General features: G+C 72.2%; 14 protein-coding genes, 1 pseudogene and 1 riboswitch. Of the genes and pseudogenes, 5 read left to right on the top strand and 10 right to left on the bottom strand.

What is annotated here, in order from left to right; translation table 11 throughout:
• Positions 1–24: 24 nt before the first annotated feature.
• Positions 25–1,047: a LacI family DNA-binding transcriptional regulator gene (locus tag Csp2054_RS02640; protein WP_096897760.1), complete on the bottom strand. Its 1,023-nt coding sequence runs from the start codon at positions 1,045–1,047 to the stop codon at positions 25–27.
• The gene (locus tag Csp2054_RS02635; protein ID WP_096897759.1) at positions 1,026–3,101 is read right to left on the bottom strand and encodes an aldo/keto reductase; all 2,076 of its coding nucleotides are present in this window, start codon (positions 3,099–3,101) and stop codon (positions 1,026–1,028) included. The genes Csp2054_RS02640 and Csp2054_RS02635 overlap by 22 nt, the downstream gene beginning before the upstream one ends.
• A 242-nt stretch (positions 3,102–3,343) precedes the next feature.
• On the opposite strand from Csp2054_RS02635, the gene Csp2054_RS02630 reads away from it, so the two are divergent.
• The 5 genes from Csp2054_RS02630 to Csp2054_RS17965 all read left to right on the top strand — a co-directional run bounded on the left by Csp2054_RS02630 (position 3,344) and on the right by Csp2054_RS17965 (position 7,549).
• Positions 3,344–4,648, top strand: coding sequence for an ABC transporter substrate-binding protein (locus tag Csp2054_RS02630; RefSeq protein WP_096898006.1), 1,305 nt, complete (start codon positions 3,344–3,346; stop codon positions 4,646–4,648).
• The gene (locus Csp2054_RS02625; RefSeq protein WP_096897758.1) at positions 4,645–5,691 is read left to right on the top strand and encodes a carbohydrate ABC transporter permease; all 1,047 of its coding nucleotides are present in this window, start codon (positions 4,645–4,647) and stop codon (positions 5,689–5,691) included. The genes Csp2054_RS02630 and Csp2054_RS02625 overlap by 4 nt, the downstream gene beginning before the upstream one ends.
• On the top strand, positions 5,688–6,611 hold the full coding sequence (locus tag Csp2054_RS02620) for a carbohydrate ABC transporter permease (protein ID WP_096897757.1): 924 nt from the start codon (positions 5,688–5,690) through the stop codon (positions 6,609–6,611). The genes Csp2054_RS02625 and Csp2054_RS02620 overlap by 4 nt, the downstream gene beginning before the upstream one ends.
• Before the next feature lie 152 nt (positions 6,612–6,763).
• The gene (locus Csp2054_RS02615) at positions 6,764–7,312 is read left to right on the top strand and encodes a TetR/AcrR family transcriptional regulator (protein WP_096897756.1); all 549 of its coding nucleotides are present in this window, start codon (positions 6,764–6,766) and stop codon (positions 7,310–7,312) included.
• 66 nt (positions 7,313–7,378) lie between these two features.
• Positions 7,379–7,549, top strand: coding sequence for a hypothetical protein (locus Csp2054_RS17965; RefSeq protein ID WP_176491523.1), 171 nt, complete (start codon positions 7,379–7,381; stop codon positions 7,547–7,549).
• A gap of 157 nt (positions 7,550–7,706) precedes the next feature.
• Here the strand turns inward: Csp2054_RS17965 and Csp2054_RS17960 are convergent, their stop codons facing one another.
• From Csp2054_RS17960 to Csp2054_RS02575, 8 genes and pseudogenes are all read right to left on the bottom strand, one after another.
• Positions 7,707–8,246 carry a hypothetical protein gene (locus Csp2054_RS17960; RefSeq protein ID WP_176491522.1) on the bottom strand — a complete coding sequence of 180 codons (540 nt, stop codon included), beginning with the start codon at positions 8,244–8,246 and terminating at the stop codon, positions 7,707–7,709.
• Positions 8,243–8,734 (bottom strand): hypothetical protein, encoded by a 492-nt coding sequence (locus Csp2054_RS02605; protein ID WP_096897755.1) that lies wholly within the window; start codon positions 8,732–8,734, stop codon positions 8,243–8,245. The genes Csp2054_RS17960 and Csp2054_RS02605 overlap by 4 nt, the downstream gene beginning before the upstream one ends.
• Complete coding sequence (locus Csp2054_RS02600) at positions 8,731–9,405, bottom strand: TetR/AcrR family transcriptional regulator (RefSeq protein WP_096897754.1); 675 nt, start codon at positions 9,403–9,405, stop codon at positions 8,731–8,733. The genes Csp2054_RS02605 and Csp2054_RS02600 overlap by 4 nt, the downstream gene beginning before the upstream one ends.
• Before the next feature lie 77 nt (positions 9,406–9,482).
• Complete coding sequence (gene ribH, locus Csp2054_RS02595) at positions 9,483–9,962, bottom strand: 6,7-dimethyl-8-ribityllumazine synthase (RefSeq protein ID WP_096897753.1); 480 nt, start codon at positions 9,960–9,962, stop codon at positions 9,483–9,485.
• Positions 9,963–9,997: 35 nt separating this feature from the next.
• A pseudogene (ribB, locus tag Csp2054_RS02590) lies at positions 9,998–10,591 on the bottom strand (3,4-dihydroxy-2-butanone-4-phosphate synthase); the annotation flags it as partial.
• An 80-nt stretch (positions 10,592–10,671) separates the two neighbouring features.
• Complete coding sequence (locus Csp2054_RS02585) at positions 10,672–11,313, bottom strand: riboflavin synthase (protein WP_096897751.1); 642 nt, start codon at positions 11,311–11,313, stop codon at positions 10,672–10,674.
• 83 nt (positions 11,314–11,396) lie between these two features.
• Positions 11,397–11,530: riboswitch (FMN riboswitch) on the bottom strand.
• A 131-nt stretch (positions 11,531–11,661) separates the two neighbouring features.
• On the bottom strand, positions 11,662–14,088 hold the full coding sequence (locus Csp2054_RS18640) for a bifunctional lysylphosphatidylglycerol flippase/synthetase MprF (protein ID WP_096897750.1): 2,427 nt from the start codon (positions 14,086–14,088) through the stop codon (positions 11,662–11,664).
• Positions 14,085–15,404: an alpha/beta hydrolase gene (locus Csp2054_RS02575; protein ID WP_096897749.1), complete on the bottom strand. Its 1,320-nt coding sequence runs from the start codon at positions 15,402–15,404 to the stop codon at positions 14,085–14,087. The genes Csp2054_RS18640 and Csp2054_RS02575 overlap by 4 nt, the downstream gene beginning before the upstream one ends.
• Positions 15,405–15,515 lie beyond the last annotated feature (111 nt).

Genomic DNA, 15,515 nt, shown 5'->3' with positions numbered 1-15,515 from the left:
CGGATCGCCCGACCAGGTGGTCCGCTAGGCGCTCTCGCGCAGCAGCAGCCGGTGCCGCACGGTGCGCTGCACCGTCGGCCCGCTCCGCGGCGACGACCCGTCGAGCATCCCCAGCGCGAGGTCCAGGGCCTCGCGGGCGACGGCGTCGAGGTCGACGGCGAGGGTCGTCAACGTCGGCGAGGCGAGCGCCCCCAGCGGCAGCCCGTCGACGCCGACCACCTTGACGTCTCCGGGGACGTCGACGCCGGCGCGGCGGCACGCCTGCAGGACGCCGAGCGCCATCACGTCGTTGAAGGCGAGGACCGCGTCGAGCCGACGGCGCCGCGCCAGGATGCGCACCGTCTCCTCGGCGCCGCACTCCGCGGTGCCGTGCGGTCCGTGCACGAGTTCCGGCAAGTAGCCGCGTCGCTGCAGCGCGTCGAGCATGAGCGCACCACGGGCACTCGGTCGTCCTGGCTGCGAGTTGTCGAGCACGACCGGGTGGCGGACCCCGGTCTCGACGAGGTGGTCGGCGAGCGCCTCGATCGACTCGGCCGGATCGATCCACACCGCGGCCGTCGGTGGGTCGTCCGACGGGTCGAGCTCGACCATGGGCACGGGTCCGAGGAGTGCGTTCCACCGCTCACGCCGGTTGCCGAGGTAGCCGATCACGACGTCCGTCTGGGCACCGAGCGCCTGGACGATGCGGTCGGCGTCCCCGGCGAGCGTCGTGTCCGCGAGCATCACGTTCCAGCCCTGCTCGGCCGCGAGCCGGTACACGGCGGAGGCCAGCTGCGGCGAGTAGGGGTTGCGGAGGTCGTTCACGACGAGACCGAGCTGGTGGTCACCGCCCGTGACGAGTCCGCGGCCGAACCGCGACGGACGGTACGCGAGCTGCTCCGCGACGGCCAGGACGCGTTCCTTCGTCGCCGCGCTGATGCCGGGCATGCCGTTCATCGCGCGGGTGACCGTCTGCCGCGAGACCCCGGCCGCCGCGGCGACGTCGATGATCGTCGCCCGGCCGCCGGGGACGGCGACGGGGTCGGTCAGTCGCGGAGGTCCAGCCATGCCACCTGTTCGGGAGTGAGGTCGACGGAGAGGCCCTGCATCGAGGATCGAGCCTCTGCGATCGTACGCGGTCCGAAGAGCGGGAAGGTCGGGAACGGCTGGTGCAGCACGTACGCGAGGGCGATCGCGGTCGCCGGTACGCCGAACCGCGCACCGAGCTCCCGGGCACGACGGAGGCGCTCGAAGTTCTCGTCGGAGTAGTAGCAGCGCACGAGCTCGGCGTCGCTCGTGTCGTCCGGGGCTGCGCGACCGGTGAAGAACCCGCGGGCCTGGGACGACCACGGCAGCAAGGGGACCTGGCGCTCCTCGAGCCAACGCTTCGACTCCGGGTCCGTCGCGTGACGGCAGCCGGCCCACGGCACGTCGTACGCCTCGGCGAGGCCGAAGTGGTTGCTCAGGACCTCGAAGCCGTGCTTGCCGTTCGCGGCGGCGTAGGCGTTCGCCTCGTCGAAGCGCTCGAGGCTCCAGTTCGAGCCGCCGAACACGCGGATCCGACCGGCGCGGCGGTGCTCGTCGAGGACGTCGACGAACTCCCCCACCGGCACGTCCTCGTTGTCGCGGTGCATCATGTAGATGTCCGCGTAGTCGGTCCCCTGTCGCTCGAGGCTCTCGAGCAGCTGCCGCGTCAGCGACTCCGGGTCGCAGTACGGGGTGTGCGCGCCCTTCGTGATGACGACGACGTCCTCGCGGACGCCGCGGTTCTGGATCCACTTCCCGAGGCGGCCCTCCATCGTGCCGCCGCCGTAGATGTACCCGGTGTCGAAGACGTTGCCGCCGCGGCTGACGAAGTGGTCGAAGATCGCACTCGCGTGGGCGAGGTCGAGCTGGTTGTCGACGCCCATCACCAAGCGGGACAGGCGCTTGCCGACGCCGGCGATCTCGCCGTACCGCATCGGGTTGTCGGCCCGGTCGGGCTCGTGGGCGGCCACGGTCAGCGGCCGGCCGCTCACCGTGGGGATGTCCGCGTCCTCGGCCTCGAACGGGTACCGGAGGCCGATCGCCGCACGCCAGCGGTCGAGCGTCCTGGCGGTCGCGAGCGTCTCGTCGAGCGTCATCTCCGGGGCGTCCGTGCGTCCCTCGCGCAGCGCCGCCGTCGTGGCGTCGGCCTCGATCGCGTACGGCTTCGCACCCGCGAACGAGAGCGTCCGGGGATCCTCGTCGACGGTCCGGACCTCGATCGTGGGGTCGTCGCCGAGCGTCCACGGGTCGGTGAGCACGATCCGGCCGCGGGAGCCGTACACCGTCACCGCGTTGTCGTCCTGCACCCGGACCCCGGTCCGGACCGCCGCGGTGATGCCGGACGGGTAGGTCAGGTGCGCCGTGGTCCACTCGTCGACACCGGTCGGTCCGATGGTGCCGGTCGCGGTCAGCTCGGTCGGCTCGGCCACCGCGACGCCGGTCGCCGCCTGCACGATCGCCGCGGCCATCGTGACCGGGTACCCGCCGACGTCGAGGATGCCGCCGCCCGCGGTGTCGACGTCGAAGAGCCGCCCGGTCCGCTCGCCCGCCCGGAACGCGAACGAGGCGTCGATGTGGGTGACGTCGCCGATCGCGCCGTCGCGGACGAGGTCGCGGAGGGCCGCGGTCTGGGGGTGGAAGCGGTACATGTACGCCTCGACGAGCGGCAGGCCCGCCTGGCGTGCGGCGTCGGCGAGCGCCATCGCGGTGCCGTGGTTCGGGGCGAGCGGCTTCTCGCAGAGGACCGCCTTGCCCGCCTCGAGGGCGCGGAGCACGAGGTGCGCGTGGCCCGTGTGCACGGTCGAGACGTACACCGCGTCGACACGTGGGTCGGCGAGGACCTCGTCGTACCCGGCGGCCGTGACGTCGGCGAACCCGTGGTCGGCCGCCTCGTCCGCGAAGGACCGGGCGCGGTCCGTGTCGCTGCTCCCCGCGGCGACGAGGACGCCACCGACGGCCGGGTCGACCACGCCCGTGGCACCGTTCCCGCTCGCCGGCAACTGGGCGAGGAACCGGCGGGCGATGCCACCCGGTCCGAGGACGGCCCACCCGTCGTGCGTCCGGGTGCTGGTGGGGGTCGCGGTCTGCGCTGACATGCGGATCCTGTTCGTCGTGAACCTTCACGGTCACGGCGACGCTAGCCCCATCTCCGCGGCGGCACAATGCGGGAAGTGCTTGACACGGCGTGTCGCGGAGAGCATGCTCTGACCACTTCGTGAGCGTTCACGGTCGAACGCTCGGCGCAGGGGGTCGACGGTGACCCGCTGTGTGCCGGCCGCTGCCCGACGAGCGTGCCGCCGAGGTGTCCGGCAATCTCAACGACGAGAGCAGGTCGTCCGTGACAGCAGCGCAGTCCGTCCGTCTCAGCCGGCGGGGGTTCCTCGCCGGGGCTGGAGCCCTCGGGGCACTCGCCACCACCACCCTCCTGGCAGGGTGTTCCACCGGCACCGCGATCTCGAGCGACCCCGACGAACTGGTGCTCTGGTACTGGAACCGGTCGCTCGATCCGGTGTTCCTCGACCGAGCGGCGAAGGGCATCCCCGGCCAGGGTGCGAAGCGGCTCCGTCCCGACCTCATCGGCGGGGCGTCCTACGACACGAAGTTCCGCACGGCACTCGCCGGGAACGCGTTCATCCCGGACGTGCTCATGATCAACTCGAACTGCTGGCTGTACTTCCCCGACGAGGAGCTCTTCACCGACTTCCGTCCCACCGCCGCCGAACGGTCGGCGTACTACGACTGGAAGCTCGCGCTCGGGCGGACCCCCTCCGGACGCCAGTGCTTCTGGCCGGTCGACACCGGGCCGACGGGCTTCTTCTACAACCAGGAGGTCCTGCGGAAGGCCGACCTGCCGACCGAGCCCGACGAGGTCGGTGCCGCGATCAGCACCTGGGCGGACTTCCGCACGGTCGGCAAGCAGATCAAGCAGAAGACCGGTGCGGCGACGATCATCACGGCGACCCAGCTCTTCAACCAGTTCGTCGCGGCGAGTCCGACCCGGTACTTCGACCGCGACGACGAGCCGCTCTACCACCGCGACGACAGCGCGGTGCGGAAGGCGTGGGAGAACGCGGTCGAGTCGATCCACGCGGGCATCACCGGCAACCTGCAGTCCGGCACCGACCAGAACGCCGGCTGGGTGGCCGGACGGGTCGCCGGACAGATCGAGGGCGCGTGGTGGACGCAGATCATCCACGACACCGCCCCGGACCTCTCCGGCAAGTGGCGCATCGCGAAGCAGCCGGAGCGGCCGGGCAACAGCGGCGGTTCGTTCCTGGCGGTGCCGAGGTCGTCGAAGGACCCGGACGCCGCCGTGGCGTTCGCGAAGTGGATCACGCAGCCGGACGTCCAGTCGCACACCTACAACGACATCCAGCTCTTCCCCTCCACCCCGGCGTCGTTCTCGAACGGCCTGATGCGGAACCCCGGCGACTACTTCGGTGACCAGGACCCGCTCGACTTCTTCAGCGACGCCGCACCGGAGGTGCCCGTGACCTACATCTCGAACCGGGAGCGCTTCATCGGCGCCTTCGCGACGGAGATCACCAACGTCGAGTCCACGGGCAAGGACCCGGAGCGGGCCTGGAAGGACGCCGTCGACCAGACCGACCGGGTGCTCGCGAAGCGGGGGGTGGCGGCATGACCTCGACACGCGAAGCGCCGTCCACGACAGCGAACCCCGTCGTCGGTGGTGCCCCCACCGCCTCGGTCTCGACGGCGGCGGTCGGGCACCGGAACGGCCTGCGGCGGTTCTGGCCCCAGTACGTGGCGATCGCGCCGTTCTACGTGCTGTTCCTGGTGTTCGGCCTGTTCCCGATCGTCTTCTCGATCGTCCTGTCGTTCACCGACTGGGACGGCGTGGGCTCCCCCGCCTGGGTCGGACTCGCGCAGTACCGGTACCTGCTCGGCGACCCCCGCTTCTGGAACGCCGTGTCGAACACGTTCCTCATCTGGATCATCTCCACCGTCCCGATGCTGTTCCTCGCGCTCGTGCTCGCGTTCCTGCTGCACGGCAACATCCGGGCGAAGGGCTTCTACCGCGTCGCGTTCTTCATCCCGAACGTCACGAGCATGGTCGCGATGGCGATCGTCTTCGGGTCCGTGTTCTCGGACGGGTTCGGCCTCGTGAACGCCGCGCTCCGTGCCCTCGGCGCCGACCCGGTCGGGTGGTTGTCGACCTACTGGGGCGTCAAGGTCACCATCGCCGTCATGGTCATCGGGCGGTGGACCGGGTACAACGCGATCATCTACCTCGCCGGACTGCAGTCGATCCCGACCGAGCTCTACGACGCCGCCAAGGTCGACGGCGCGAACACGTGGCAGATCTTCACCCGGATCACGATCCCGATGCTGCGCCCCGTGATCCTGTTCACGGTCATCACGTCGACGATCGGCGGGCTCGGCCTCTTCACCGAACCGCAGATCCTGTTCAACGGGCAGGCCGTCGGCGGTCCGGACGAGGCCGGCATGACGATCGTGCTGTACCAGTACGACCAGGCCTTCAACCAGTTCGACTTCGGCTACGGGTCGGCCATCGCCTGGGTGCTGTTCTTCTTCTCCGTGGTCTTCGCGATCATCAACTGGCGCCTGCTCAGCGAACGGGACGGCCTGAAGACCCCGCGACGACTGCGCACCGCCCGTGCCCTCACCCCGGCCACCGCGTCCACGAAGGGGGACCGCGCATGAGCGCCGACACCGCGCCCCGCACGACGAACACCGCCGCCGCCCTGGGCCGACCGAACGCCGTCGCCGACCGCCCCGACGACCACCGTCGCGGGTTCCGGCACGGGTGGGCGGGACGACTCGTCACCCACCTGTGCCTGATCGTCGGCGTCGTGCTGTCGGTCTTCCCGTTCTGGTGGCTGCTCGTGATGTCGACCTCGTCGAACGCGGAGATCTTCGGCTACCCGCCGTCGCTGTGGTTCAACGGCCACGCCCTGCAGAACGTCGCGACCGTCTTCAGCAGCGTCGACATGCTCCGGGCCCTCGGAAACACCGTGCTGGTGTCCGGTGCGACGGCGGTGCTCGTCATGCTGTTCGACTCGCTCGCCGCGTTCGCGTTCGCGAAGTACGAGTTCCCGTTCAAGCGGTCGCTGTTCACGATCATGCTCGCGACCTTCCTCGTCCCGGGCAGCCTGTCACTCGTGCCGAGCTTCGTGCTCATGGCGCACCTGGGGTGGATCGGCGGGCTGCAGGCGCTCATCGTGCCGGGTGCGGCGAACGCGTTCGGGATCTTCCTGCTCCGCCAGTTCGCGACCGGGTCGATCCCGAACGAGATCATCGACTCGGCCCGGGTGGACGGTGCCGGGTTCTTCCGGACGTGGTGGTCGATCGCGGTGCCGATGCTCCGCGGCGGGCTGGCGTTCCTCGGGATCTTCACGTTCATCAGCTCGTGGAACGACTACGTCTGGCCCCTGATCGTGCTCATCGACCCGAAGGGGCAGACGCTGCAGGTGGCGCTCGCGTCCCTCAGCTCGGTGAACGCGACCGACCTCGGATCGGTGATGGCGGGCGCGGTGATCAGCGTGTTCCCGCTCATCGGGGTGTTCATCATCGGCTCGCGGCACTTCATCGCCAACATCGCCGCCGGGGCGTTGAAGGGCTGACCGGACCCGCAGGCGCCGTGGAGGATGGCCCACGGCGCCTGCGTGCTGCGCCGCCGCCCGTCCCGCCCCGCGACGCCCGCGCCCTGCGCCGGCGCCGGCCCCTGCCCCGACACCTGCGCGCTGCGGCACGCGCGGCATGGCAGACTTCCGGCATGGCCAGCGCCCGCGATCGTGTCCTCGACAGCTTCGTCGCCATCGTGTGCGAGGAAGGCGAGCGTCCGGCGACGCTCGACGCCGTCGCCGCACGCGCCGGCGTCTCGAAGGGCGGACTGCTGTACCACTTCGGGTCGAAGGCCGCGCTCGTCGAGGGCCTGTGCGAACGCCTGTCGGACCTGTCGCACATCGACGTCGAGCGGATGCGCGAGGCCGAGGACGGCGCAGCCCGCTACTTCGTCCGCAACTGCCAGTGGGTCGGCAGCGAGCTCGACCTCGCACTCCTCGCCGCCGGTCGGCTGCAGCAGGCCGGCTACGAGGAGGCGGGCCGGACCCTCGACGAGACCGAGAACGCGTGGCTCGAGACCCTCGTCGACGAGCTGGGGGACGAGCCGACCGCGCAGGCCGTCAAGCTGCTCGGCGACGGCCTGTACCACCAGGCCTCGCTCGGGGCGACGACCGACGTCCGACCGACCCGGGGCGTCGTCGACATGGAGGCGCTGCTCGCCGTCGTCGACCGTCTGATCGCGACCAAGCCGACCGCGTGAACCAGCACCCCCGCCGCGGGGGATAGACTGGCACCCGAACCACCCGCTGATTCCGGAGGTACCACCGTGGGCCGCGTCATCGCTGCTGTCTTCTCAGTCCTGCTGCTGCTCGTGTCGATGTACCTCTTCGGCGTCGCGTTCCAGGTCGCATCCGGTCAGGCGTTCGTCTTCATGGGCGGCGTGCTGCTCATGTGCCTCTCGTTCTTCCTGCCGATCCACGTGTTCGGCAAGCGGTAGACACCGCTCGACACGACGGCCCCGCACCGGCAGGTGCGGGGCCGTCGTCGTCCGTGGCGCGTCGTCCGTGGCGCATCGACCGGCGCGCGGTCCGCATCCGGACAGGAGGCACGGGGCCGGGTCCGTCCGCTACCCACGTCCCACAGGTGCGCACCGCTCACTCCGTCCCGGGTGGTGCCTGCGTCGATCGGGCCTCCTGGCGCTGCGCCTCTTGTTGCTGTGCCTCCTGGCGCTGGGCCTCCTGGCGCTGCGCCTGCCGCAACTGTCCCCGGCGCGCGAGCGCGCCCGCCGCGCCGGCCGCGAGACTGACGGGTGCCGTGACGACCAACGTGTCGACACCGCCGAGCGCCGCTGGGACGGCCGCGAGCGTCCCCGCGAGCAGCGCCGTGGCGACGATGTGCACCCGAGCGCTGCGGACCCGTTCGAGCAACTTCCCGGCCGCCCAGGTGACGGGGACGGTCACGAGCGCCGATCCGAGCACGAACACCGCCGAGACCGCGTCGACCAGGACCGCCCAGCCGAGCAGTCCCCCGGTCGCGGACCACCAGTCGCCACCGGTGTACTCCCACGACGGACCGGCCAGGGGTGCCACGAGCAAGCCGAGCACCGACGCCACCGGGAGCGTGGCGCCGAGCATCCAGCCGGCGGCGCGGCCGTTCAGCGTCCAGGCGTCGGCCGCGGTCCACGGCGCGGTCACGGCCACACCACCGTCGGACTCACACCGGGTCGCTGCCGCGTGTCGGAGCGGAGCTGCCCCCACCGGGCGAGGGCACCGGCTCCGGCGGCGCTGACCCCCACGAACAGGGCGAGCAGCGGACCGGAGGGCGGCAGCACGGCCTCCCCCGCGATCCACGCCGTCACGCACCCGAGCCCTCCGGCGAGGACCGTGGTCGCGGCCACCTGCAGCCGCCGGGACCGCACGTCGACCAGCAGCACGCCGAGGACGTGCGTGAACGGCAGCGACACCACGGCCCCGCCGAGGGCGGCCACCGCGGTCACGACGTCGAACAGCAGCACCGCGGGCAGGACCTCCTCGAGACCACCCCGCCACCCGTCGACGACGGCCGAGACGGTCGCCGTCCAGCAGGCGACCGTGACCGACACGACCGGCACGGTGACCAGCGCGAACCACCCGTACGCGCGCGCGACGAGTCCGATCGTGTCGTCGATGCGCCAGGCCGTCATGCGTCCCGCCCCGCGACGATCCCGACGATCTCGGTCACGCTCCGGCGGAACGGCCGCACCCGCAGCATCGGTACCGCGAACCGCAGGAGCGCGAGCGCCGCGTCGACGAGCCGGTCGGTCCGCCGCTGCCCCGGCGAGCCGTCGTACACCCAGAACAGCGTCATGAGCAGGTACGCGGACCACAGCGCCGACGGCAGGTCCTCGGCCAGTGTCCCCGGCAGCGTCGTCCGTGATCCGTGCACCGCCTCGCGGAAGAGCCCGAGCACGACGTCGCGTGCCGGTCCGGACTCCGGCGACATCGGGTTGTTCGGCGAGCCGGGGGCGATCGCCGTGGTGAGGAACTGCGGAGCGAGCGCATGCCAGGGCCGGAGGTTGCCGAGGCCCGTCCGGACGACGACACCGACCCTGGTGGCGAGGTCGTCGACCCCCTCGAGCTGCGGCCGTGCGAGGGCGGCGTGCTCCTGCTGGACCTCGACGTACAGCTCCTGCACGAGGTGGTCCTTGGTCGGGAAGTGGTAGTACGCGTTGCCGACGGAGAGCCCGGCCTTCTCCGCGATGCCACGCATGGTCGTCGCGTCGTAGCCCTCCTCGCGCAGGGACCGGAGCGCGACCTCCCGGATCCGTGCCCGCGTCCGATCGCGCTTCGACTGCGGCTCACCATTTTCGAACATGTTCAAAAAGTACACCTCGGAAACGGCGGAGCGCACCCCCTCGGTGAGGGGGTGCGCTCCGGTGGGTCCGGGTGTCGTCAGGCCGGGACGGCGAGCGACCGCAGTGTGACCGCGGTCGCGATCGCGGCGTGCGCGGCCTCGGCGCCCTTGTCCTCCTTCGACCCGGGCAGCCCGGCGCGGTCGATGCCCTGCTGCTCGTCGTCGAGGGTGAGCACGCCGAACCCGACCGGCTTGCCGGTGTCGATCGCCACGCGGGTCAGACCGCTCGTGGCAGCGTCGGAGACGTACTCGAAGTGCGGCGTCCCACCGCGGATGATGACGCCGAGGGCCACGGCCGCGTCGTACCCGGACTCCAGCGCGGTCTTCGCCACGACGGGCAGCTCGAAGCTCCCGGGGACGGGGAGGACCGTCGCGGTGGCGCCGAGTCGTTCGACCTCCCGCTGCGCACCGGCGAGGAGTCCCGCCGCGATGACGTCGTGCCACTGTCCCGCGACGATCGCCACCCGGACCCCGGTCCCGTCGACGTGGCCGCGCTCGGCCGCTCCTGCTCCGCTCATCCTGCTGTTCCTTCCGTGCGGGCGTCGGACGCCCGGTCGGCCGCGTCGAGCCAATCGGCGAGCGCGGCGATGGTGATGACGGGCACGCCCTCGCGCGCCCCGAGTTCGACGAGCCGCGGCAGCCGCATCATGCTGCCGTCGTCGTCGACGATCTCGCAGATCGCCGCGGCGGGCCGGAGCCCGGCCGCGGTGACGAGTTCGATGGCCGCCTCCGTGTGACCGGCGCGCTCGCGGACGCCGCCGGGTCGGGCCCGGAGCGGGACCACGTGGCCGGGTCGGTGCAGGTCGGACCGCACCGACGACGGGTCGGCGAGGACCCGCAGCGTCCGCGCGCGGTCGTGCGCGCTGATGCCGGTGGTGATGCCGCTCGCCGCGTCGACCGTGACGGTGTAGGCGGTGCCGCGTGGGTCCTCGTTGACGGCGACCATCGGCGGGAGGTCGAGCGCGTCGGCGATCTCGGCCGACACGGGTGCGCAGATGAAGCCGGACGAGTGCGCCACGGTCCACGCGATCCACTCCGGTGTGGCGAGCTCGGCGGACAGGATGACGTCGCCCTCGTTCTCGCGGTGCTCGTCGTCGGCGACGATGACCGGGCGTCCGGCGGCGATCGCGGCGACGGCGGCCTCGATCGTGGCGAGCCCGCTGACGGCCGCGTCCTCGTCGACGGTCGACGCGACCGGACCCCCGACGTGCGGTGTGCGCGTGACCATCACCGTGCCTCCGTGACGGCGGACGCTGCTGCGTCGAGCCGGAGCATGCGGCGGACGTGCCGGGCGAGGACGTCGGTCTCGATGTTCACCCGGTCGCCCGGTACCCGGAGGCCGAGCGTGGTGGCCTCGAGCGTCTCGGGGATCAGGCTGACCTCGAACCACGCGGCCTCGGGGTCGGTGTCCTCGGGCGAGACGGCGCTGACGGTGAGCGAGACGCCGTCGACGGCGATCGACCCCTTGTCGACGACGAGCGGGCTCAGCGCCGGGGCCAACGAGAACCGGACGCGTCGCCAGCCGTCGCCGTCCGCGGTCTCGAGCACGGTCGCGGTGCCGTCGACGTGGCCCTGCACGATGTGCCCGCCGAGCCGGTCGCCGACGGACGCGGCGCGCTCGAGGTTGAGGCGGTCGCCGACCCGGAGCGTGCCGTGCGCGCTCATGTCGAGCGTCTGCTTCATGACGAACGCGGTGAAGGTCTCGGGGGTCTGCTCGACGACGGTCAGGCACACCCCGGACGTCGCGATGGAGTCGCCGTGGGCGGCGTCCGCGACGACGAGGGGGCCGCGGACGGTGAGCGCGACCGAGTCGCCGTGCTCCTGCACGGCGGTGACGGTGCCGAGTTCCTCGATGATGCCGGTGAACACTGGTGTCCTCTCAACGGGACTCCGGGTGTGTGCGCGACGGTCGTCGACACGGGCGGACGGGTCGACGCGGTCGACCTGCCCGCCAGCGCTTCCTCCCATCCGGACTCTCACCGTCGGTCCTGGGATTGCACCAGGTCAACCGCCGCCGGGTTCGCACCCGTCAGCAGCTCGTGGACTGTCACCACCGGTTCGGACTTGCACCGACCCCGGAGCGCTTGCGTACCCCGCAGCGTACCCCACGCGACCGGTGCTGCCGCGCCGGTTGCGTCGTGTGACGGGCGGGTAGGACGGCCGGGAGGCGCGGAGCGGGCCCGCCCCGCGCCTCCCGGCCGTCGGGTGGTGCGCCGGTCAGGCGCGCCCGCGCGCCAGGGCGACCGCCTGCCGGAGCGACAGGTCGGGCAGGTACGCCCGGACGACCGCGATCCCGATCGACGGCAGCGCGACCGGGTCCGGGTACGCGAGGACGAGCGGGTGCAGGTCCGGCCCGAACTTCTGCTTGAAGCGGAGCAGCGAGCGGAAGCCGTAGACGGGTTCGAGGACCCCGCCGACGAGCTCCAGCAGGTTCTGGACACCGTCCGCCGGGGCGTCGGCGGCGGACACCTGCGCCAGCGGCGCCGCGGAGAGGCTGAGCCGTTCGACGTCGTCGTCGCGCATCCGTTCGGCGGCGCTCGCGACGAGGAACTCCATCACGCCGTTCGGTGCCTGGTCGGTCCGGCGCATGACGTCGAGGGTCCAGCCGACGACGCGTCCGTCGCGGTGGCTCGGCAGCCAGCTCGTGACGGCGAGGACGGTCCCCTCGGCGTCCTGCGCGACCAGCGTGCGGACGGCCGGGTCGCGCATCTCGTCGACACCGCCCAGGGTGAAGCCCATCTCGGGCAGCTCGCGCTCGGCGACCCACTCCTCGGAGATCGCCTCGATCTGCCGCGTCGTCGCGACCGGCAGGTCGTGCCACGCGGACCAGGTCGCGGTGATGCCCTCACGGCGGGCCTTGTTCACCGCCGTGCGGACGTCCTGCTTCCTCTTCCCGGTCGTGGTCCAGGTCCGCGGGTCGAAGTCGGCGTCCTCGGCGACCGGGAGCGTGCCCCAGCCCTGCCGGGTGAGGTGCTCCGCCGTGTCCGCGTCCACCCCGTAGAACGCTGCCGTCCACCCGTTGTCGTCGCAGTACCGGGCGAACGCGGTGAGCGCGGCGGGCCGGGCGTCGACGTACCCGAAGGGACCACCCACGGTGACCGCGACGCTGCCGCTGCGGCGGAACGCCACCCCGGAGCGACCGTCGTCGGCGAACCAGTACTGGTTGCCCTGCCAGGTCGTCATCCAGCCGAACGTGTCGCCGCCGCCGGCGAGCAGGAGCGCCCGGGCGTGCTCGCGGTCGCGCTGGGAACGATCGGCGTCGGCGTCGGCCTCGACGGCGCCCGTCGGTCGGATCGCGGCCACGGCCACGACGACCCAGAGCACCGGTCCGCTCAGTCCGACGACCAGGCGCAGCAGGGGGTCGAGCGTCGGGAGCCGGTCCCAGAACGACACCGGCGCGAGCGGCCCGAAGGCGGCGAGCGCCAGGCGGAACGGGTCGTCGACCTGGTTCCGGGCGGAGGCGGCGACGATCAGGACCACCGTGGTGAGCACGGCGGCCGCGAGCACGACGGTGACGGTGAAGGACGTGACCCGGCGACGTGACGGCAGCACGGTGAACGAGCGGCGCAGCACCAGCAGCACCACCGCGGTCGCCAGCGGCACGACGATCGACGCGGCGATGGAGACGTCGACGACGAACTGGTCCTCGATCCCGTGCAGGGCGGCGACCCGGCCCGGGACGAGCAGGTACGTGACGGCGGCGGCGACGGCCGTGACGGTGTCCACGACGACCACGAGCCAGACCGCGAAGCGACTCCCGCGGAAGAGCCCGAGGCCGCCGACGACCAGGACGAGCAGCGGCGCGACCGCGAGCACCACCGTCCACGGATCGGTCGCCCGGAACGCCAGCAGGCCGCGGAGGCACTCCCCCGCCGCGGCGTCCGCCCGGCAACCCCGCACGGGCGTCACCGGTCCGGCGCCGACGACGGCGGCGATCGGGGCGAGCAGTCCGACCCGGGCCCGCGACACGAGGGCGATCAGCGGCCCGACCGCGGACACGAGCACGACGGTGCCGAGGAGCACGCGCGTCTCCCGGTGCGAGCTGCGGGTCCACCCGGTCCGCTTCGGCGTGCGACGGAGCAGTTCGCCGAGGATCCAGCCCGCGCCCGCGGCGAGCGCCGCGTACAGGTCGGAGGCGTGACCGGCGTACAGGAGCAGCGCCGCGACGACGGCGACGGCGTTCACCCGGATCCGACGCCGCCAGAGCGTGCCGGCGAAGGCGCTCGCGGTGACGATGGTGCCGACGATCGCGGTCCATGGGTCGAAGCTCGTGGCGCGTCCGAGCAGCAGTGCTGCCACGTCGCGACCGTCGCTGTCGACGAAGGCGGTCAGGGCCCCGATTCCGGTCCCCACGAGTGTCGTCACGACGAACGCGAGGGCGGTGCGCGCGGACCCCATCAGCCGTTCGGAGGCACCGACGAGCACGACGACGCCGGCGAGCGTGAGCAGGAGCGCGAGCACCCCGGTGGACGCCGTGAACACCCGCAGGGGTCCGAACGCGGCCACGGACGCGTGGTGGTGGACCCGCAGGGCGATCGCGACGACGGAGGCCGCGAGGACCAGCACGAGCACCACGGCGGTGACCGGGTACCGGCCGAGCAGTCGTCGTGCGCGGCCGGGCCAGGAGCGCAGGTCGGCCCTCACAGCGCAGCGCTCGACGGCAGGCCCAGGTGGGCGATGACGGGCGGGAGTCCGTGCGCGAGGACGTACCGGACCGTGTTCCAGTCGTGCGCGGAGCCCGGCGAGACGATGAGCTGCGTCGCGATGCCCTCCCGCTCCGACACCGCCTGGAGCATCGCGGTGCTGCGACGGTAGGGCGCGTCGTCCTGACCGACCCCGAACACGGTGAGGTGGTCGACGTACCGACCGTGCGCCTCCATGAGCGCGGCGGGGGCGGCTGCGGCGTACTTGGCCGCCGAGCCGTCGAACGCGACCTGGATGCTGTGCTGCACGCTCCCGGTGAGGGGGGCGGCCTCGCTCGAGATCGCGAGGGTCGTGCCGAACACGTCGGGGAACTCCGACGAGAACTGCATGGCGCAGGTGGCTCCCTCCGAGAACCCGACGATGCCCCACCCGGACGGCGCGGAGGTCACCGGGAGGTGCTTCCGGATCCAGTCCACGGTGTCGGTCATCACGTAGGTCTCACTCCGACCGAGGCGCCGGGAATCGACGCACATCGGGTTGCGGTTCGGCGCGCCGAGCTGGTCCGGCGCGACCACGATCGGGGCGAGCCCGTCGTGGGCAGCAGCGTAGTGGTCGAGGTACGTCGCCATGTCGCCGGTCTGGAACAGGTCGGACGGCTCCCCCGGCTGGCCGGAGAGGGCGACGAGCACCGGGAGGAGCGGCGGGTGTGCCGTCCTGGCCGCCGGCGGGAGCCACACGACGGCCTTGCGGGCACGGAAGTGCGACACCGTCGCCGGGATCCGGACGCTGATGGTCTCGCCCTTCGCGGGCATGCCGGCGGGCGCGTGCCAGCCGTCGGGGGTGACCACGGGTTCCGTGGACGACCCGTGTGCGACGACCGGCAGGTCCTTCGTCGGGTAGGGGTTCGTGACGAGCGCCTGCTGGACGTCCTTGTAGAAGCCGAAGTCGACGTTGACGCCGAGCCCGGCGGCGAGCACGACGGAGGCCGCGGCTGCGAGCGCGACCACGCGGCGCCCCCAGCCGCCCTGCACCGCGACGACCACGAACAGCGCGACGGCACCGACGGCGAATGCGACCCACATGCGCGTGATCGGGGTGAAGGCCACCCCGAAGGCGTCCTGCACGTCACCGAACCACCACACGAGGCCGAGGCCGACGAGCCCGCCGACCACGATCGCGCCGAGCCGGAAGAGGAACCGTGTCAGCGACCACGGTCGGACGACCAGCGCCCAGACCACGAGGAGACCGGCGACGACGTCGACCGGGACGAGGACATCGCTGTCCGTGATCTTCAGGCGCAGGAGTTCGTGGAGCACATCTGCATGGTGGTCCCTCCCGGCTGCCGTGCAGCCGTCATCGCGCTTCCACTGCTCACAGGGTGGGCATCACGCACTCCCAGGAAGCAGTCGGGAAGCGCCCAGGGCACG

The organism is Curtobacterium sp. 'Ferrero' (genome assembly GCF_002412165.1).
In the GTDB taxonomy this organism is placed as follows: Bacteria; Actinomycetota; Actinomycetes; order Actinomycetales; family Microbacteriaceae; genus Curtobacterium.
Note: the sequence above shows the minus strand (reverse complement) of the source record. Positions and strands in the feature narration are given on the sequence as shown.